The 18,971-nt window shown below is 39.9% G+C and carries 17 protein-coding genes; 3 read left to right on the top strand and 14 right to left on the bottom strand.

Going from position 1 to position 18,971, the window contains the following annotated elements; translation table 11 throughout:
- Positions 1-382 precede the first annotated feature (382 nt).
- Positions 383-733 carry a VOC family protein gene (locus BCU84_RS13255; protein ID WP_102528557.1) on the top strand — a complete coding sequence of 117 codons (351 nt, stop codon included), beginning with the start codon at positions 383-385 and terminating at the stop codon, positions 731-733.
- On the top strand, positions 708-926 hold the full coding sequence (locus tag BCU84_RS13250) for a DUF1289 domain-containing protein (RefSeq protein ID WP_102528556.1): 219 nt from the start codon (positions 708-710) through the stop codon (positions 924-926). The genes BCU84_RS13255 and BCU84_RS13250 overlap by 26 nt, the downstream gene beginning before the upstream one ends.
- Positions 927-956: 30 nt before the next feature.
- Here the strand turns inward: BCU84_RS13250 and BCU84_RS13245 are convergent, their stop codons facing one another.
- The 11 genes from BCU84_RS13245 to BCU84_RS13195 all read right to left on the bottom strand — a co-directional run bounded on the left by BCU84_RS13245 (position 957) and on the right by BCU84_RS13195 (position 11,843).
- Positions 957-1,451: a GNAT family N-acetyltransferase gene (locus tag BCU84_RS13245; RefSeq protein WP_102528555.1), complete on the bottom strand. Its 495-nt coding sequence runs from the start codon at positions 1,449-1,451 to the stop codon at positions 957-959.
- A 49-nt stretch (positions 1,452-1,500) separates the two neighbouring features.
- Positions 1,501-1,728 (bottom strand): hypothetical protein, encoded by a 228-nt coding sequence (locus BCU84_RS13240; RefSeq protein WP_102528554.1) that lies wholly within the window; start codon positions 1,726-1,728, stop codon positions 1,501-1,503.
- Between the two features lie 253 nt (positions 1,729-1,981).
- Entirely contained in the window at positions 1,982-3,154 is a 1,173-nt protein-coding gene (locus tag BCU84_RS13235; protein WP_102528553.1) for a hypothetical protein, read from the bottom strand.
- Positions 3,155-3,392: 238 nt separating this feature from the next.
- Positions 3,393-5,057 (bottom strand): asparagine synthase B, encoded by a 1,665-nt coding sequence (gene asnB, locus BCU84_RS13230; RefSeq protein WP_102528552.1) that lies wholly within the window; start codon positions 5,055-5,057, stop codon positions 3,393-3,395.
- 362 nt (positions 5,058-5,419) lie between these two features.
- On the bottom strand, positions 5,420-7,093 hold the full coding sequence (locus BCU84_RS13225; RefSeq protein WP_102528551.1) for a M28 family metallopeptidase: 1,674 nt from the start codon (positions 7,091-7,093) through the stop codon (positions 5,420-5,422).
- A gap of 373 nt (positions 7,094-7,466) precedes the next feature.
- Positions 7,467-8,213 (bottom strand): HAD-IIA family hydrolase, encoded by a 747-nt coding sequence (locus BCU84_RS13220; protein ID WP_102528550.1) that lies wholly within the window; start codon positions 8,211-8,213, stop codon positions 7,467-7,469.
- Positions 8,214-8,357: 144 nt separating this feature from the next.
- The gene (locus BCU84_RS13215) at positions 8,358-8,834 is read right to left on the bottom strand and encodes a bifunctional diaminohydroxyphosphoribosylaminopyrimidine deaminase/5-amino-6-(5-phosphoribosylamino)uracil reductase RibD (RefSeq protein WP_241906434.1); all 477 of its coding nucleotides are present in this window, start codon (positions 8,832-8,834) and stop codon (positions 8,358-8,360) included.
- Between the two features lie 55 nt (positions 8,835-8,889).
- Positions 8,890-9,393 carry a hypothetical protein gene (locus BCU84_RS13210; protein WP_241906433.1) on the bottom strand — a complete coding sequence of 168 codons (504 nt, stop codon included), beginning with the start codon at positions 9,391-9,393 and terminating at the stop codon, positions 8,890-8,892.
- A 116-nt stretch (positions 9,394-9,509) separates the two neighbouring features.
- On the bottom strand, positions 9,510-9,953 hold the full coding sequence (locus BCU84_RS13205; protein WP_102528549.1) for a hypothetical protein: 444 nt from the start codon (positions 9,951-9,953) through the stop codon (positions 9,510-9,512).
- Positions 9,954-10,014: 61 nt separating this feature from the next.
- Positions 10,015-10,194 (bottom strand): hypothetical protein, encoded by a 180-nt coding sequence (locus BCU84_RS13200; protein ID WP_102528548.1) that lies wholly within the window; start codon positions 10,192-10,194, stop codon positions 10,015-10,017.
- Positions 10,195-10,466: 272 nt separating this feature from the next.
- A complete protein-coding gene (locus tag BCU84_RS13195) occupies positions 10,467-11,843 on the bottom strand; it encodes an L-serine ammonia-lyase (RefSeq protein WP_102528547.1) in 1,377 nt (458 codons plus the stop codon).
- A 357-nt stretch (positions 11,844-12,200) separates the two neighbouring features.
- On the opposite strand from BCU84_RS13195, the gene nagZ reads away from it, so the two are divergent.
- Positions 12,201-13,211 (top strand): beta-N-acetylhexosaminidase, encoded by a 1,011-nt coding sequence (gene nagZ / locus BCU84_RS13190; protein WP_102528546.1) that lies wholly within the window; start codon positions 12,201-12,203, stop codon positions 13,209-13,211.
- Positions 13,212-13,528: 317 nt separating this feature from the next.
- Here the strand turns inward: nagZ and BCU84_RS13185 are convergent, their stop codons facing one another.
- The 3 genes from BCU84_RS13185 to BCU84_RS13175 all read right to left on the bottom strand — a co-directional run bounded on the left by BCU84_RS13185 (position 13,529) and on the right by BCU84_RS13175 (position 18,814).
- Complete coding sequence (locus BCU84_RS13185; RefSeq protein WP_102528545.1) at positions 13,529-14,563, bottom strand: peptidoglycan binding protein CsiV; 1,035 nt, start codon at positions 14,561-14,563, stop codon at positions 13,529-13,531.
- On the bottom strand, positions 14,563-18,054 hold the full coding sequence (gene mfd, locus BCU84_RS13180; RefSeq protein ID WP_102528544.1) for a transcription-repair coupling factor: 3,492 nt from the start codon (positions 18,052-18,054) through the stop codon (positions 14,563-14,565). The genes BCU84_RS13185 and mfd overlap by 1 nt, the downstream gene beginning before the upstream one ends.
- Positions 18,055-18,220: 166 nt before the next feature.
- On the bottom strand, positions 18,221-18,814 hold the full coding sequence (locus BCU84_RS13175) for a hypothetical protein (RefSeq protein ID WP_102528543.1): 594 nt from the start codon (positions 18,812-18,814) through the stop codon (positions 18,221-18,223).
- Between the last annotated feature and the right edge of the window lie 157 nt (positions 18,815-18,971).

Here is an 18,971-nt window from a genome sequence, read left to right as displayed (position 1 = left end):
AGTGACTAATTAAGTGACTAGTTGCGTGGGTTATATAGGCTATAACACTCGCTATAAAACGTTTTTATGTCAGTTTTTAATAACTGTTTTCTATACTGATTTTTTATTGCAGCAGGTCATTAGCCGAATTTAATCTGCACTCGAACAAGTGATAAGGGCTTAAATAAGATCTTGTTTAAGATTTTGTTTAAGCCCTTGTCTAAACTCTTACCTAAGACCTTGTTTTAGTTTCTTATATCAAAGTTTTGTTACTTACTTATTTGTTATCTGAGTTAGGGACTTTTACTGCCAAAGTTCGACATCCCCTAATTATTCCTCTATTTTGAATATAGATACGTGTCATTATAGGCTAACCTATTCAACCTAATTTAAGAGGTTACTTATGTCCCAACATCATAAAATTAATTACTTAGAAATACCTGTTAAAGATTTAGTAAAAACCAAAACGTTTTTTACTGAAGTGTTTGGTTGGCATTTTAAGGATTATGGCCCTGAATACAGCTGCTTTTTGGATGTAGGTATTGATGGCGGATTTTACCAAGAGGAGCAGAGCTTCAATTTGAAAAGTGGCTGCCCGTTGATAGTGTTATACAGCCAATGTCTTGAAACCAGTGAGCGGAAAATATTGGCTGCTGGTGGCGTAATCCTTAAACCTGTGTTCAGTTTCCCTGGTGGTAAACGATTTCATTTTGCAGATATTAATGGGAATGAATATGCAGTCTGGTCCGAATGAACCTCGTTCACCCTGTGTGGGGAATTGCTGCCTTGATCAACAAGATATCTGTTTGGGCTGTCATAGAACTCATCAAGAAATTTTAGCTTGGCACAAAATGAGTGTTGATGATAAAAATGCCCACTTAACGGTTCTCGCAATGAGAGCCGCTCAAGCAAAAAAGCGTCGACAATGTCAGGGCGTTACACAGTAGGCCATTTATTTCATTAACTGACTGTAACAGTTACGCTTCAATTTCTGTCTTGAATAATGAAAACCCTCGAGCTTGGTAATTTTTCAACGCACTAGGGTGATCCAGCGAGCAAGTGTGCACTGAAACACGCTCGGTGTTATCGAGTAACCAAGCTTGTTCTATCGCTTGGCTAAGCAAATACCCACCCATGCCTTTACCAATAAAGCGTACACCAAGCCCAAAATACATAATCTCGACGTTATTATTTTCTTGCTGTTGCAGCTCAAAGTAACCAGCTGGAGAACCGTCAAAATAGGCGACATATAAGTGAAGTTGGCTGTCTTCACTGTATTGCTGCCATTGCTTATCAGTCCATCCTAACTTATCTGTCCATTCCCACGCCGAGCCAACAAATTGATATAGAAAACGATTAAATTCGTATTGTGGTACCAGTGCTTTAGTCACTGTTAACCCTTTAGCATCCGTTTTGGCTTGTAACTGCGTTGGTTGTAACATCTCTAAATGGAATATGGTGACATCAGACATGACAAACCTTTAAAAATTAGTAGGAACAGTGATTTTAAGATTGGAGGAATCAACTTACAGGTTTTAAAGGCAAATTATCTTTAATCATGACCAAAACTGCAATATAAATTAGTGCTAAAGGAGGAAAGAATGCGAGTAAAAATCCAATCGCAGTGGCTAGTTTAGTTGAAGACGTTTTTTTACTCCCTAATTTATAACTGCTCCAAGTAATAAAAATCGTAAATGGTAACCAAAGTACCATGACTAATTGCCCAATTAAAGTGGCATTAACTGACATTATTTAATCCTTTAAATATTGAGTTTATAACTAATTGTTAAACTAGCATTGAAAATTTAGTATAAAAACAATACTAAAAAAGCCATCGACAGTCGATGGCTTTTTTTAATAATAGGCTATTTATAACAATTAGTAAGCACTGTCATGGACGTTTTTAACGGCACGTCCTGATGGGTCGTTAATGCCTTGTAAGCTTCTCTTACAGTAGCATTCAGAGAGGGGAGGAATAAGCAAGTTTCATTTCAGAATATTTTTAAACCTTTATGTTGAGCTTTGGGGAAAATAGAACTCTGCAGGGATAATATTTTTCAGTATTCACTAATTGTTTTAAATCTACTATGAGTTTTTTTTGAGCTTCACTTTCACCTAAAACTTCTTGGTTATTTAGCCAATTTCTGGCGAATTCTTCATCAACTAGCATAATTAAATTTGCATAAGGGGGTAAACTAATAAATTGATCTGATCTGAATTTGTTGATTTGCCTTTGTATTTCTTCTGCTGCTTTTTCGTTGTTTTCATTTTGATATGTGTTTTTGAGTATTGAGTACCCGAAAGCCTGATTCGAGAAAGTCGTTGGTCTTTCAACTATGTTTCTTCCAACGGTTAGGCAGGCATTTGACGTTTTAACATCATTATTTTCATTGTTACACCAAGTTGCTATAAGTAACAATAAATCAGGGATGGTAGCTGCTTCCACTCCTATAGCTGTAATTAAATTCGAGCCAAAGTGGCCGAATTGGTTATTCTCCATTATTTGTGTAAATAGCTTGATTCGCTTGGCATAGTTGTTAGAAAAAAAAGTACTTTCGTCTAAATTGGTGATAGCTTCATATATTTGAGCATCATTTTTTTGGGATATAAAGTAAGCTGTAGCTGCTAACCAAAAAGCGCCATCTTTTTTAACCGTTTCCGATGTACTGTCGATCAAGTATTCATTGCATATTGAGTTATTTGAATTAGTTGCACACTCACCGATAAGGCTTATACGAGATACTGGTTCCTCAGGATTATTTAAACTAAATTGATAAAGGTTGTCTAACCTAGAACCTTCCTTAGGGCTTGAAAATAGCGCAAAACCCAATTTATCCTCAGCTAAAGTTGATTTTTCTAGCCCATCTATAACTGATTTCGAGTTACCAAAAGGAGCATTTAATTTTTCTGTATCAACACCGCATTGTGACAATAAATCAATAACCTCTGATTCTGATAGTATTATTTCAGGTTCAGCATTTTTTATGACGTTAGCCTTATCATCCTGCATTGTCACTTTGGTTTCGATCTGTTCGGAGAAGTTTTTCGGAGTGGTAAAGGTTTTTTCTTTTTTGTCATTTACTAGGGGCTCACTTTGTTTGCTAAAGTGATTAAACATTACAATAGTCCCAATAGATATAATGATTACTATCGATACGATACCTTTGTTTTTCATTTTTTAGCGAACTCCCTGTCGACTATAAAAATATAATTTTAAATCCTTTATTTATATTACTTTGTATTAATTCAAAACTAAGGTCAAGGCATAGTGACTTTAAGATGATGTAATTGATTAATCTAAGGGAAATGAATTTTAGCTAATGCAGGGTAACGTATTCTTCTTTGGATAATTCAAATATTTAACTAACCACCAAGTCAGATGGTTAGCTATTATGGTTTTTTATGTGTAAAACTTAATAAGCACTGTCATGGACGTTTTTAACGGCACGTCCTGATGGGTCGTTAATGCCTTGTAAGCTTTTATCCCAAAGAAGTGCTTCTGGAGTCGAACAAGCCACCGTTTTACCACCGGGTACTGTTTCAGCTGCAGATTCAAGTGGGAAAAACTCTTCAAAGAAACTGCGGTAATAATAGGCTTCTTTCGATTCCGGAGTGTTATATGGGAATCTAAATTTAGCATTGGCCAGTTGTAAATCATCTACTTGTTCAGCAGCAATGTCTTTCAAGCCATCAATCCATGAGTAACCAACACCATCACTAAACTGCTCTTTTTGACGCCATACCACTTCATGTGGGAGGGCGTGTTCAAAGGCTTCACGTAAGATGTTTTTCTCAATACGGCCATCTTTAGACATTTTCGCTTCAGGGTTGATGCGCATCGCTACATCCATGAACTCTTTATCTAAGAATGGAACACGGGCTTCAAGTCCCCATGCTGCCATGGCTTTGTTAGCTCGTAGGCAATCAAATAAATGTAATTTATCTAACTTACGGACTAATTCTTCATGGAATGCTTGAGCATTTGGCGCTTTATGGAAATACAAATAACCACCAAATAGTTCGTCAGCGCCTTCGCCTGACAATACCATTTTGATCCCCATGGCTTTAATTTTACGGGCCATTAAATACATCGGTGTGGCAGCACGAATGGTCGTAACATCATAAGTTTCTAAGTGATAAATCACTTCTTTAATCGCATCTAAACCTTCTTGGAAAGTGAAGTGGATTTCATGGTGAATCGTACCAATATCGTCAGCAACTTTTTTCGCTGCAATTAAGTCTGGTGCGCCTTCTAAACCTACGGCAAATGAATGCAGTTGTGGCCACCATGCATCTGTTTCACTGTCATTTTCAATACGACGTTTAGCAAAGGTTTGCGTAATCGCTGAAATAACGGATGAATCTAAACCGCCTGATAATAATACCCCGTACGGCACATCAGACATCAACTGACGTTTTACTGCAGCTTCTAGGGCATCACGTAACTCTTCTTTGCTAGCAGGGTTATCTTTAACTGCATCGTAGTCACGCCAATCACGCTGATAGTATTGAGTTAAATCAGCATCTTTAGAGTAGTGATAATGACCAGGTTTAAATTCTTCAACTGTTTTACATACTGGCATCAGTGCTTTCATTTCAGAGGCAATGTAGTAGTTTCCTAAGCTGTCACGACCAGAGTAAAGGGGAATAATCCCCATGTGATCACGACCAATTAAAAAGGCATCTTTTGTTTTATCGTATAGAACGAAAGCAAAAATACCGTTTAGCTTGTCGAGAAAGTCTACACCGTATTCTTGGTATAAAGCTAAGATGACTTCACAGTCTGAGTTGGTTTTGTATCGGTACTTTTCACCTAACTCTTCTTTAAGTTGTTTATGGTTATAAATTTCACCATTCACTGCTAAAACGATACTGTCATCTTCGCTGATTAATGGCTGAGCTCCGTGATCAACGTCAACAATGGCAAGGCGCTCATGAGCCAGAATCGCTTTATCATCTGCATATACACCAGACCAATCTGGTCCACGGTGACGTAATAGCTTCGACATTTCTAAAGCCACTTGACGCAATTCTTTAGCGTCTGATTGAATATCTAAAATTGAAAAAATTGAACACATAATGTGGCTCCAGAAATCGTACTTCGAATCGTAATAATCTTTATCTGGGATTCACTTTGACAGCATTTTTCACAATGTTCAACGCTGATTTTTAAATTATTCTCAGCAAAAGGTGGTTTTGGGTGTGATTAATCTTTGTTTTTGCGTTGTCGTTTTGAGGATCGGTTAAACTTGTAACGATATTATTGAGGAATATTGATTTTACTCTCTGAAATCGCCATTTCGATTTGAGAATATTGAATCAGAGAGAGATAAATTCTAAAGATTAAAATATGTATTTATTTGACGTAAATTTAAACAAAAAATCCCTTGTGAACATTATCACAAGGGATTTTAGGCTTCAGGGATGAAACTTTCGTAGTTTAATCTTTAGCAGGGCGCAAACTGTTAAATTCGGAGCCTTTGTAATAACCAGGCCAATCCCCATTATTGGCTAATGTTTCAGCAGCTTGATAGTAAACGGCTAAATCTTGTATTGCGCCTGATAAATCCCAGTCAGCTCGGTAATGATCACAAACGTTGTGATAACACCCTTTCATTTGTGCTTGCATCGCTTGTTTATACTGTGCGGTTGTATCATCTAGAGGCACACTACCACCGCCTGCAAACACTGCCGGCACGCCAAGTTTTGCAAAACTGAAATGATCAGAGCGGAAAAAACCACCTGATGCAGGGTTACGCTCACGGGTTGCTGTTCTATTTTGGCCTTTAGCGACATCAATTAAATAGGCTTCAAGCTCCGACTGGCCTTTACCTACAATAGTGTAATCTTGGGTTTTACCATACACATTGGTGCTATCAAGATTAAATACGGCAACTGTTTTGTCTATTGGATAAATTGGGTTGGCAGCGTAATAGCGTGAACCTAATAGACCTTGTTCTTCGCCTGTAGTCGCAATAAAGGTCACTGAACGGTTTAACCTATTACCTTGCTGTGCTTGCTTAGCAAACTGGCGAGCGATTTCTAGTATCCCAGCGGTGCCTGATGCATTATCTAATGCACCGTTATAAATATTATCGCCATCTTTGGTCAAATCGATGCCAATATGGTCCCAATGAGCGGTAAATAATATATGTTCAGCTGCGGCGTTTTTACCGGGTAGAGTAGCGACGACATTGTAACTATCGGCGTACTCAGCTTCGCTAGTGAAAGCGATGTCTGCTGTTTGTTTCAAGTCTAGGTTTATAGCACTGTCTGATGCGCGAGCCATGAGGTTTGTTAGTTCAAAACCCGCTGTTTTGAATATGGCGGTCGCACTATCTAACGTCATCCAGCCTTCTACCGCGATACGTTGATCTTGTACTTCTTTACTGAAAACTAAATCTTGTTGAGCGCCAGTCCAGCTATTTTCTACCACCGACCAAGGGTAAGATGCTGGCGCGGTGTCATGAATGATGATTGCGCCTAACGCGCCTTGTCGGCTAGCTTCTTCAAATTTATAGCTCCAGCGACCATAGTAAGTCATCGCTTTGCCATTAAATTTATCTGACTCAGGGTGAGCAAACCCAGGGTCATTGACCATGATCACCGCGATTTTCCCTTTCATGTCTATGTCTTGGTAGTCATTCCATTGATATTCAGGTGCGTTAATGCCGTACCCTACAAAGACTAATGGTGCATTATTGATGTCTACGCCACCTTTATCATGGCGTGTACCTAGGACAATATCCTTACGGTTTTCCATGGTCATGCCAGCTAAGCTAATTTGTTGTGACTCACTAGCGGTGTAACTCACCATAGGCACGGGTTGTAAGTAACTGTCTTGATAAGTCGTATCTAAGCCCATTTCTTTAAAGGCTGCAGATAAATAATCTAATGTGAGTTTTTCGCCTTTAGTGGTCGGGGCGCGGCCTTCAAACTCATCTGAAGAAAGGGTTTTAATATCTTTTCTAAAACGTGCTTCATCAAAAGTGACTTGGCTTGGGGCAGCTGAAGCACTGTTGATTGTTGAAGGTGCAGAGGTTTGCTCATCAGCACTTTGAGGGCTGCAGGCGCTTAATAACGCTAATGCGCAAAAAGGGAGCAAGTGTTTCATAGGTCATCCTATTGTTATTTTTAAGTATTATTGGAACATTATGGTATTAGAATCACAATGCATTGACTGCATGTTCGTTTCTATAAGCTTATTACTAGAGGTCTATAAACGATAAAATGATTAGTTATGTACACTAAGTATTTTCGGGCAACTAGCCTAATGCTATCAACGCATGATGTATCAAGCTTATGCAGCAAACAAGAGCATAAGCTTGAAATTATGTTACCTAATGTTAACCGAATGAAGATGTAGCAGATTCTACTGATTTAGATGGTTTTTAAAGAGCATCACAACATAAAACCTTACTGACATACTCTTAAAACTCGTTATATTAAATTAGATTTAGTTGCCATGTTCCAGCAAAGTTAATACTTTAGACAACATCAATATCGCCAGCACATTTAAAAACGTGGTTGGGTCTGAAAGGTTCTTTATCAATATCGCCCATTTGGCTGACGCCGCTAGTGACCAGAATTGTTTCAAGTCCAGCTTGGAAACCTGCCAAAATATCAGTGCGCATATTGTCACCAATAATCACGGTATTTTCTGAATGGCCTTTAATATGGTTTAACGCTGAACGTATGATCCACGAGCTTGGTTTGCCAACATAAAATGGCTTTTTACCTGTTATCCGCTCAATCGGAGAACACAATGCGCCGCAAGCTGGGCTGTATGCTGGGCCGTGAGTATCAGGGTTTGTTGCAATAAAACGCGCGCCATTGGCAATAAATCCAGAGGCTTTATGGATCATGTCCCAGTTAAATGAACGAGTTTCACCCACAATAACAAAGTCAGGGTTGATGTCTGTAATGGTAAAGCCCGCATTATAGAGCTCATGGGTTAGGGCACCTTCACCGATAACATAGGCTTTATTACCTTGTTGGTGCTTTAAGAAATCCGCAGTTGCCATTGCAGAGGTATAAAAACAGCTTTCAGGTACATTAATTCCAGCTGCGCCAAGTCGATTTTGCAGATCTTTCCCCGTCTGTACAGGGTAGTTGGTAAGAATAACGAGCGGATTACCTTGTTCTAGTACTCTATGGATAAAAGTATCACTTCCAGGAATGAGTTTGTTGTCATGCAGTAAAACGCCATCAATATCGCAGATAATATTTTTCATTACTAACCCTTTGGCTAAATTATTAACTTAATTAAAAAATCGATTTGCTGTTAATTCATACAAACATACTTTGGCTTAAAAATCATCTTGAGAAGGGCTAAATTGTGAGCGTAAAAAAGCTGGGCGGGTAATGAATATTGGCCTTTATGAAAGCGGGTATGATTTATTTAAATAAGGCGATAAAAAACGGCTTACTTGCTGATGACATAATCCGACTTCAACAGTAATGCCGGCTTTTTCGAGGATACTGATCCCTTTACCGCTATTTCTAGCATCAGGATCTAACATTGCGACTATGACGTGCTTTATTCCTGACTCAATAATGGCATTAGCGCATGCAGGAGTGCGACCAATAAACGCGCAAGGCTCAAGGGTGACATAAGCAATGACATCTGACATAGCGTCTACAATAGAATCAGACATATCGCTAGAGTATGCTTTCAGAGCTTCTATTTCTGCGTGATTATGACCAATCTCCTGCGTGAAACCTTCGGCGACAATCTCATTATTTGTTACTAGTACACAACCAACAGGCGGGTTTGGCTGACATTTTGGCAAAGCCTTATGTGATATTGCTAATGCTCGCAGCATGAACTGTTGTTGCATTGTTGAACTGAACATTATCGAGCTGTGAATGGTTGAGTTGTTATTATTTGGGCTCATTGAATGTATGTACTTATCGGTTATGGTTTATTTCTTTAGACCATGATTTCCACTCTACACTTCTCCCAGGAAATACTATTTTGGTAAACGGCCAGCTATTTTTGAGCCAATGATTAATCGTGTCATAAAGATGGTCTTCTAAATAAACATTATCATCCCTAATCCAGAAATAAACTTCGCAGTGATAATTTGGTGATTGACTTGGATCAATGTACACAGACCCAAGACAGCGAGTATTTGACTTATCAAACACCGAATAGGCAAATGCTGTTCTTGAGTTAAATTCTTGCTGATGGACTTTCAAGCTAGCGGTGTTTTCTTCGAGTGTCATGGTGTTTTGTGGCCAAACGGAACTTGGGCCAAAAAGATACCTTAAACGCTTAATGCTTGACATTACAGCGTCGTAATCTTGTTTAGCCACACTTGGTTCGAGCATTCTAAAGTAGAAATTTCGGGTGATGAATATTGTTGGCACGTCGAAATCTAAAGCAATGAATTCAGTTGTTTGTATTGGCACTTAACACCTCTTTTAGCCGTGAGCATGTTATCTAATGGCTAGTATAGAACATAATGATCAAGCAAGATTTACGATAAAGTTGAACGCTCCTTTCATATTAAAGAGTGACTCTTAAGTTAATCAGGTATCAAGTTAGCAGGATTAGATAGGCCTTGGTTTATCGTATGTTGCATATAAATAACATGAAAAAACGAGGTAAATATTGGGTCTAACCAAAGTCGGTCGCCTTTGTTCGAAGCTGATAGACAGTTAATTCTATTACGAACCATAAATATCCATACCATATCAAAAATTGTTGAGATGACATGAATACCAATGGAGCCTTTCAGTATCAGAGGATCATGTAAATTGATAATGGCGTAAATCAGGCTGTTCAATGACATGGTAAATAAAGCTATTGTAATAGCCATAAATGTAGATGATATTTCTAGCTGGGTATTGTTGTTTATCTGAGTTGAGAATTGATAAAGCTTATAAATAAAATATCCCCCAATGGTTAATACACAAAGTAGGAGTGTTTTAACGACTGAGTCAGCTTTGAAAACGTTTTTAAAATCCATTTCAATCAATTCCTGTTAGTAACAACTGAATTTTTTAATTTGTTTTTATTTATAGAATTGATTATTTTGGACTTTTAGCATTAATGACTTTTTTGATAACTGCAGTTGAAGCGATGGCGATAACCAGCACTAAAAAAATGGTAGAACCAATAATATCCTTATCGATGATGTTATAAACTAATCCAAGAAGGGTAATTGCGGTAATCACTAAGTAACTACTTTTGTCTGATAATTTATCCATAAATATTTCCTGAAACTCCTGTTTCAATCATTCAATAAAGTTGACTATTTAGCGTAAAGTATCACTAGTTAGTTGAGAAGCAAAGGTGAAGTAAAAAATATAGGGAATAGCGCCGGAAATGATTCAAGGTAAATCTGTAAGGCTTGGATTAGAGTTTCTTTCGCAGGGAAAAAAGTGAGAGGAAGATTTAAGCTTTAAAAAAGAGGCTGTTAAGCCTCTTTTATTCATCAACTATTATTCATCAACTATATCAGTGAGAAAATATTATCTCATTAACACTCGACAATATTCACCGCTAAACCGCCTTTGGCAGTTTCTTTGTATTTGCTGCGCATATCTTTGCCGGTATCCATCATGGTTTTAATCACTTTATCTAAACTGACTTTATGATTACCGTCACCACGAAGCGCCATTCGTGAAGCATTAATCGCTTTAACCGCACCCATGGCGTTACGTTCAATACAAGGCACTTGCACTAGCCCTCCTACAGGATCGCAGGTTAAGCCTAAGTTATGCTCCATGCCTATTTCAGCGGCATTTTCTACATGTTCGACAGTGCCACCCATAATTTCAGTGAGCGCTGCTGCGGCCATTGAGCATGCCACGCCAACTTCGCCCTGACAGCCAACTTCAGCGCCAGAAATAGATGCGTTTTTCTTATACAAAATACCAATTGCTGCTGCAGTTAATAAGTAACGACAACAAACATCCATATCGACTTCTTGAACAAAGGTATGGTAATAGCAAAGTACGGCAGGAATAATTCCCGCTGCGCCATTGGTTGGTGCTGTAACCACTCTATCACCAGCAGCATTTTGCTCATTGACTGATAAAGCGAATAAATCGACCCAATCCATCGCGGTTAATGGGTCCATATTGTTGCGGCCTTCAGCTTGTAAGCGACGATATAACGCTGGAGCTCGTCGGCGAAGCTTTAATCCGCCAGGTAGCATGCCTTCTTTTTGATAACCGCGTTCAATACAGTCTTTCATGGTTTGCCAAATTTCCCACAAACCCTGTTTAACATCATCTTCTGAGGCGATACTTAACTCATTTGCCATCATCAGCGATGAAATACTTAACCCATTATCACAGCACAGATCCAACAATTGACTGGCTGAGTCAAAATCATAAGGCGCAGATTTTATCGGCGTGGCAGGGGATGCATTGGTTTGGGTTATTTCATCTTCATCAAGAATGAAACCACCGCCAACGGAGTAGTAAGTACGTTCATAAATGCATTCGCCTTGGCTATAGGCATATAACGTCATGGCGTTAGCATGTGCAGGAAGACTTTTACGGCGATGATAGGTAATACCATTGTCGCGAGTAAATTTAACTGAGCGACCATCTGCGAGTATCAGTGTTTGATTAGCGGATACTTGTTCAAGAATGTTATCAATAGCATCAGTATCGACGGTATCAGGGTCTTCACCCATAAGACCAAGGATGACCGCTTTACCAGTACCATGACCTTTACCTGTTTGGCCTAATGAGCCAAACAGTTCTGAACGTAATTCATCGGTATTCTGTAACAAACCTTGGTTTGCTAAATGCTGCATAAACAGCTTACCCGCTTTCATTGGTCCGACAGTATGGGAACTTGAGGGCCCAATACCGATTTTGAACATATCAAATACGCTAATCATTGTTATCAACCTTAATACTCAGTCGTTTTTATTATAGTCGTTTATTATTTTACCGCGGCGAATATCACAGCTATAAACCAGATTAACAATTCTTGGTAAACTGTATCTCTAGCCACTATTTCTCTGCATAATAGTCAATATTACATACAGATTTTAAAGCAGTATTTGCCTGACGGTTTTCAAATTTCGTCTGTTATTTAATTGAGTATCCCATACTTTTTATTAGATCGTTCATTAGATTTTTTTATGCGATGCACTTCAGATTAGTTGAAGTAATTGTAACCCAGATCACAGTGGCGACTTTTTTGTAATATGGACAATCAAGCCCGTGACGTTAAGGCAATAATAGGAGTTAGCGTGAGTTATTTAATGATGGATTTAGCTGGCCTGAGTGTCAGCGAGGAAGAAGCCGCTTTATTACAGCATCAACAGGTGGGAGGAATTATATTATTTTCCCGCAATTTTTCTAATAAAGCGCAGTTAATTGAGTTAGTAAAATCAGTTCGTGAAATTCGTGCAGATTTATTGATAGCAGTGGATCATGAAGGCGGGCGTGTGCAGCGCTTTAGAGAAGAGTTTACTCTGATACCTGCGATGGGAGATATCTTACCTGCAGCTAAAGGGGATATGGCATTAGCACAGCGCTGGAGTCGAGAGCTTGGCTTTTTAATGGCGATTGAATTGGTCGCTTGCGATATTGATTTAAGTTTTGCGCCAGTTCTGGATGTTAATGGTGTCAGCGATGTTATTGGTAAGCGCAGCTTTAGCGCTAAACCTAAAGAAGTGGGTTTATTGGCTGAATCTTTTATTGAAGGTATGAATCAAGCCGGTATGGCTGCGGTGGGTAAACACTTTCCCGGCCATGGCAGCGTGAAAGCGGATACGCATGTGGCAATGGCTGAAGATAATCGCAGTAAAGATGAAATCTTTAACTTTGATATGCAACCTTTCAAGCAGCTGATGGCGAAAAAACAATTGAATGGTGTGATGCCTGCTCATGTGGTTTATAAACAGGTTGATCCTAATCCTGCTGGCTTTTCGTCTTATTGGCTGCAAGACATATTACGTCAGGAACTCGCCTTTGACGGGGTTATTTTTTCAGATGATTTAGGCATGAAAGGAGCCTCGTTTGCAGGGGATTATTTGGGACGTGCCCAAGCCGCTTTATCGGCTGGCTGCGATATGATTTTGGTATGTAACGATCCTGAAGGTGTTAAAACCTTGCTGTCAGAGTTTTCATGGCCTGAAAAGGGTCCAACGTCGAATGCTCAAGGCTTAAAAGCAGATATGGCGCAAGTGATGATTGGTCTTGGTTCAACTGACCGTTGGGAAAAAGCGCAAATGCTAGCCAAGCAAATCTTAAGCTAGTTTTTTGGAGTAAGCGTGAATTGTGAGAGGGCTAATAGGTGATTCTACATCGCTGGTTGGTTAATTGCTAAGCAGTTAACTCCTGATAGTTAGCAAATATGATATGGGTATGTTACAAAATGATACAGGTGAATTTAACATGCGACTTAAATTCACTTATATCAATGTCATATTATGCAAATTTTTGCTTTATACAGCTAATCGAATGATTAGCTGTTTTTTTATGTAAAAAAACCGAATGAGATGTATTGTCAATACTACCCATTCGGTTCTAATTTTTGCTAAAGCGGCTTACTAACGTTTAATCAAGACCACTATTAATTAAGCTGACGTTGAGTCGAATTGATACCAGAAGCCATCGATTCAGTTACAGCTTCAGCATTTAATTCAGTCAGTGAATCATCTTCAAGTACTAACTCTGCTGGCTTTGTCGTAGTAGGTTGTTCCATCTTTCTGATTTGCATAATAATCCCCATATTTGGGTGATCAAAATAATGTACTTCACCAGATCTTACTCGGCGGTTTTGCACCATAGGTATTGATTGTAAAAATGGACTCATGACTTTTTCATCATTGGCATCAACACTGTATTGATAATAGTCACTTTGATTGGTTTGCTTTTGAATCGGTTTGCGTAAAGCCAACTTAGTTTCAATAAACAAATAATGACTTAAGTAAATATTGATATTACCGTCAAGCTCCCACACTGGCTTGGTTTGAGGTTCATCAACAAAGCTGCCAAATGACGATGTGAAATCAAACGTTGAAAATTCATCATCAACTTCTTCAGCGACTGGATTACCGGCGTAATCAAATTGCTCTGAAAAATCCTTACCGGCAAAAATACGAATTGGCTTAGCGCGATTACGTGACTGCATATCTTGTTGCCAAGTGATGTGCAGTAAGCTACGAACGTCTTTTTCTCGACGGACGGTGCTGATTATTTCTGCAAATTCACTTTGAGACTCGGCTAACAATAACGGCCCTTCACCTAAATACGCCACTTGCGGCGATTCAGCTGCAATCGAAAACGGCACTTGGCTTGGGAATGTGGTTTTGTTGGCGCTAACTAAAGGGTCTTGGCAATCGACTTCGCTACTTGTCCAGTCGGTTGAGGTACAACCGGTTAGCCCAAGTGCAACGCCAGTAATATCATTACTGATCATGGGCGTGATTAAATCGATATTTTTGCGATTAGCAGGGGTTGCAGTGTTTTCTTGCCACTGCTCGAGACTGTTTGACTGTCTTTCAAATACGAAGACTTCAACCTCAAACCAAGATTTAGCTTGAGCATTAATCGACGCAGTCATCGCTGTTAAAGCGGCAATGGAAATAGCAAAGTTACGCAGCACTATTTAGTTTCTCCAATACGGTGTTTAGCTAATTGCTCTAGCAGAGTCTTGATTAAGTCTAGACGTTGTTTACTGGTTTCTGCAGGCATAGTGAACTTTAACTTATTTGAGCCTTCCATTCGATAAATTTGTGGCTGACTTTGTAATAAACCAATGATAAACATAGGATCGATTTTATGATCGTCAGTAAATTCAATGCTGCCACCTTTTGCATGCATCTCAATTTTACTTGCGCCTAACGCCGTTGCTTGATGTTTGTATAAGGTTAGCTCCATCAAGTTACGGGTTGGATCAGGCAGTAATCCAAAGCGGTCGATAAACTCAACTTTAAGTTCATCAAGCATTTTTTCGGTTTCACAATTGGCAATGCGTTTATATAAAGATAAACGCATATTAACGTCAGAGACATAGTCATCAGGTAACAATGCTGGGATACGCAAATCAACTTCACACTGTGAATTAAGCATGTAAGCGAGTGAAGGCTCCTTACCTTCTTTTAACGCTTTCACTGCTGATTCAAGCATTTCCATGTATAAGCTAAAACCAATTTTAGAAATATGACCGCTTTGCTCATCACCGAGCAGTTCACCTGCACCGCGAATCTCTAAATCTTGTGTCGCTAGCATGAAACCTGCACCTAAATCTTCTAGGGCATCAATTGCAGCAAGGCGCTTACGGGCATCAGCACTCATTAGTTTTGGGTGCGGGGTCATTAAATACGCATAAGCCTGATGGTGTGAGCGGCCAACACGACCACGTAATTGATGCAGTTGCGCTAAGCCGAACTTATCGGCACGGTCGATGATAATTGTGTTTGCGCTCGGTACATCAATACCGGTTTCAATGATGGTGGTACACACCAACACATTAAAGCGTTGGTGATAAAACTCTGACATCACTTTTTCAAGCTCACGCTCGCGCATTTGGCCATGAGCGGTAACAACACGGGCCTCAGGCAATAAATCACGAATGTCTTGAGCACACTTTTCAATGGTCTCAACATTGTTATGCAGGAAGTAAACCTGACCACCACGCAATATTTCACGCAAGATAGCTTCTCTGACGGTAGCAATATCATACTCACGCACAAAGGTTTTCACTGCGAGACGTTTTGCTGGTGGCGTAGCAATGATTGATAAATCACGCATGCCAGACATGGCCATGTTTAAGGTACGCGGGATTGGGGTCGCGGTTAATGTGAGAATATCGACATTGGCACGTAAGGCTTTAATTTTCTCTTTTTGACGTACACCAAAGCGATGTTCTTCATCAATAACCAATAAGCCTAAATTATCAAAATTAGCTTCAGCTTGAAGTAATTTGTGAGTACCGATGACAATATCGACTTTGCCTTCAGATAGCTGTTGTAATACTTGGTTCTGTTCTTTGGCTGAGCGAAAACGTGACATCACTTCAATGACTACAGGCCAATCGGCAAAGCGGTCTTTGAAGTTTTCGTAATGCTGCTGGGCAAGTAGGGTAGTTGGCACCAGCACAACCACTTGCTTGCCTGCGTTAACGGCAACAAATGCGGCGCGCATGGCCACTTCGGTTTTACCAAAGCCCACATCACCACAGACTAATCTGTCCATTGCCATTGGGGTTTGCATGTCAGTTAACACAGCTTCAATAGCGGTTTCTTGATCGACGGTTTCTTCAAATGGGAAACCTTGGGCAAACTGGGCATATTCCTCAGCTTCAATTTTCATCGCATCGCCAGGTCGAGCTTGTCTGCGGGCATAAACATCTAACAGCTCAGCTGCGACATCTCGAATTTTTTCAATGGCTTTTTTCTTGGCTTTAGCCCAAGTTTCGTTTCCTAGCTTGTTTAAGCTAGGCGTTTCATCAGCGCCAACACTGTAGCGGCTAATGAGATGCAGTGATGAAACAGGTACATAGAGCTTATCGCCGCCAGTATATTCAAGCTGTAAATATTCAGCGACTAAGCCGCCGGTATCAAGGGTTACTAAGCCTTTGTAAAGGGCTACGCCGTGCTCCAAGTGCACAATAGGTTCACCGACTTTGAGTTCAGCGAGGTTTTTAACTAGAACATCAGAGCTGACTTGTTTTTGTTTTTCACGGCGGCGTTGCTGCGAAATACGTTGACCAAATAATTCAGTTTCACAGATGACACTGACTTCGCCTTTAGGCGTGTCATGAATAATACAGCCTCGTGAGAGTGGCGATACAACAAGACCAATCGTGTCTTTAGCGGTTTTAGCGTTAAGGTAATCATCAAGGTGGTCAAACAGTTTCGGTTTAATACCTATCTTGGCTAATAGCTCGATAAGTGCTTCGCGTCGACCTTCTGATTCGGCGCAAAATACCAATTGTTTATGAGTTTCACTGTATTGTTGCAGGTTGATCAGTGGCTGCTTTAATTTATGATTCGCATTGATGTCAGGTAGAGCTGAGACATTGGCAGATTGTGCTTTAGCATTGTCTTCAGTACCTAATGCCAACTGTGAACGTTGGTAGTTTTTAAAATTCGCGAACAGTTCATCAATCAGTAAATACAGCTCTTGGGGGGCAAGTAGCGGTCTTAATGGATCAACGCGTCTGTCTTCATAACGCGCATTGATTTCATTTAAGTGATGTTGGCTTGCCTGCTCAATATCACCCAACGTCATTAGCTGAGTGTCAGCAGGTAAATAGTCAAACAAGTTGGCTGAGTCATCAAAAAACAGTGGCAGATAGTTTTCTATCCCTGCTGGCATCAAGTTGCGGCTGACTAACTGATAAACTGACTCGGCTTCTTTTGAAATGACTTCGAAGCGGCGACGGTAGCGTTGTCTAAAGCCTTCGATACCGGCAGCATCCGTTGGAAACTCTTTAGCGGGTAACATGCGTACTGCATCAACTTCCTGTTTCGAACGTTGGGTATCAACATCGAAATAGCGAATCGACTCGACTTCATCGTCAAACAATTCAATACGCAGTGGCTCATCAGATCCTGTCAGGAAAATGTCCATAATCGAGCCGCGAATGGCAAACTCGCCGTGCTCGTAGACTTGGTCAACTGAGTAGTAGCCAGTATCGGTAAGATGTTGCCTAACTTGCTGCAAGCTATAAGTGTCGCCTTTTTTCAGCAACATCACATTGGCGGTTAAAAACGATTTTGGCGGCAGTTTCACCATTAATGTATTCACCGGCACAATAATGACATTGTGTTGGCTTTGGCTCATTTGCGCTAAGGTTTCTAATCGCTGGGAAATCAAATCCTGATGGGGTGAAAAACTGTCATAAGGCAGGGTTTCTCTATCGGGAAATAAACACACATTCACATCAGACTGAGATAACAAGTAGGCTAGCTCAACTTCAAGTTGTAATGCACCCGGGGTATCACTGGTGACAATTAAACTGGTACCAGGATGTTGAGCAATTAAACTTGCGAGAGTGACGGCTTGAGAGACGCCCCCCAGGGTTGATAATGTCTGAAATTGCTGGCCTTTTTTGACACTAGGCGGTGTTAAAACGTTAAAATTCTTCATTGAATTATTAAGTTGGCTTCTTTAAATGTGTGATTCACCCAGTTTGATGATGTTTGAGTATATTAAAAACCTTCAAACTGGTGTTAATTAAGGCAAGCTTTCCCCGTTACCTTAAATGTCTGGCAGCTATTATATGCGAGCAAAAACGAAGTTGCAGGAACATTCGTTATTCAACGCTTTGTTGGCGGCTTTGCTTGCGCATCTTTAACATCTTTTGTTGAACATTTAGGCTGGCTTTAACCAGTTGCTCGACATCTGCATCCAGTATTTGACTGAATTCTAGACTGATGTTATATGAGCCAGTTTGTGACTCGTTTTCAATACGCTGGCATTGGGTTACTTGGCATAAACATAAAATGGCAACTAACTCGCTACTGATATAGATTGAGGTTTTAAAGTAATCATCGACATTTAACGCAGTGTCTGAAGTTAAGCTAATACCACTGCCGCCAAAGTGAGAACCCAGGAACTTGTCACCCGTTTGCACTTCTTTTTCTAACACATGATGTAACACTAAATCGACTTTGCGAGACTGAAGTTTGAGAAAGTCGACAACCGCCTTAGCATCATTGTCTAAGCCTCTCAATTGTAAAAGGCAACTGGCTTCAAGCTCTTTAACTTCAGACAGTAGTTTCAACCCTACAGATTGCATTGAGCGCAAGTCAGCTTCAGTCGGAATACCTTTGGATTCTGGCCAAGATTCTAGGTAGACATTGAATTGATGAGGCACAGTAAAGTATGCATTAGATTCAGTGAACAAGGTTTGCCTCTTTATTTATTAAACTAATACCCCTATTATCATGCCCATCTTTATCATTTAGCAAGTTTTAACCCGCTTGCGTAAATAAACTGCTGTTTTATATTAAACAATATACAAATAATGCCGTTTTATTCGCCTTACAAACTTGGGATGTGCT

Source organism: Shewanella sp. 10N.286.51.B7, assembly GCF_002873615.1.
In the GTDB taxonomy this organism is placed as follows: domain Bacteria; phylum Pseudomonadota; class Gammaproteobacteria; order Enterobacterales; family Shewanellaceae; genus Shewanella; species Shewanella electrodiphila.
Note: the sequence above shows the minus strand (reverse complement) of the source record. Positions and strands in the feature narration are given on the sequence as shown.

Bases quoted from the DNA above. Each gene is read 5' to 3' on its own strand.
- BCU84_RS13255 (WP_102528557.1), top strand. From the start codon at position 383: ATGTCCCAACATCATAAAATTAATTACTTAGAAATACCTGTTAAAGAT.
- BCU84_RS13250 (WP_102528556.1), top strand. From the start codon at position 708: ATGAATATGCAGTCTGGTCCGAATGAACCTCGTTCACCCTGTGTGGGG.
- BCU84_RS13245 (WP_102528555.1), bottom strand. From the start codon at position 1,451: ATGTCTGATGTCACCATATTCCATTTAGAGATGTTACAACCAACGCAG.
- BCU84_RS13240 (WP_102528554.1), bottom strand. From the start codon at position 1,728: ATGTCAGTTAATGCCACTTTAATTGGGCAATTAGTCATGGTACTTTGG.
- BCU84_RS13235 (WP_102528553.1), bottom strand. From the start codon at position 3,154: ATGAAAAACAAAGGTATCGTATCGATAGTAATCATTATATCTATTGGG.
- asnB (WP_102528552.1), bottom strand. From the start codon at position 5,057: ATGTGTTCAATTTTTTCAATTTTAGATATTCAATCAGACGCTAAAGAA.
- BCU84_RS13225 (WP_102528551.1), bottom strand. From the start codon at position 7,093: ATGAAACACTTGCTCCCTTTTTGCGCATTAGCGTTATTAAGCGCCTGC.
- BCU84_RS13220 (WP_102528550.1), bottom strand. From the start codon at position 8,213: ATGAAAAATATTATCTGCGATATTGATGGCGTTTTACTGCATGACAAC.
- BCU84_RS13215 (WP_241906434.1), bottom strand. From the start codon at position 8,834: ATGTTCAGTTCAACAATGCAACAACAGTTCATGCTGCGAGCATTAGCA.
- BCU84_RS13205 (WP_102528549.1), bottom strand. From the start codon at position 9,953: ATGGATTTTAAAAACGTTTTCAAAGCTGACTCAGTCGTTAAAACACTC.
- BCU84_RS13200 (WP_102528548.1), bottom strand. From the start codon at position 10,194: ATGGATAAATTATCAGACAAAAGTAGTTACTTAGTGATTACCGCAATT.
- BCU84_RS13195 (WP_102528547.1), bottom strand. From the start codon at position 11,843: ATGATTAGCGTATTTGATATGTTCAAAATCGGTATTGGGCCCTCAAGT.
- mfd (WP_102528544.1), bottom strand. From the start codon at position 18,054: ATGAAGAATTTTAACGTTTTAACACCGCCTAGTGTCAAAAAAGGCCAG.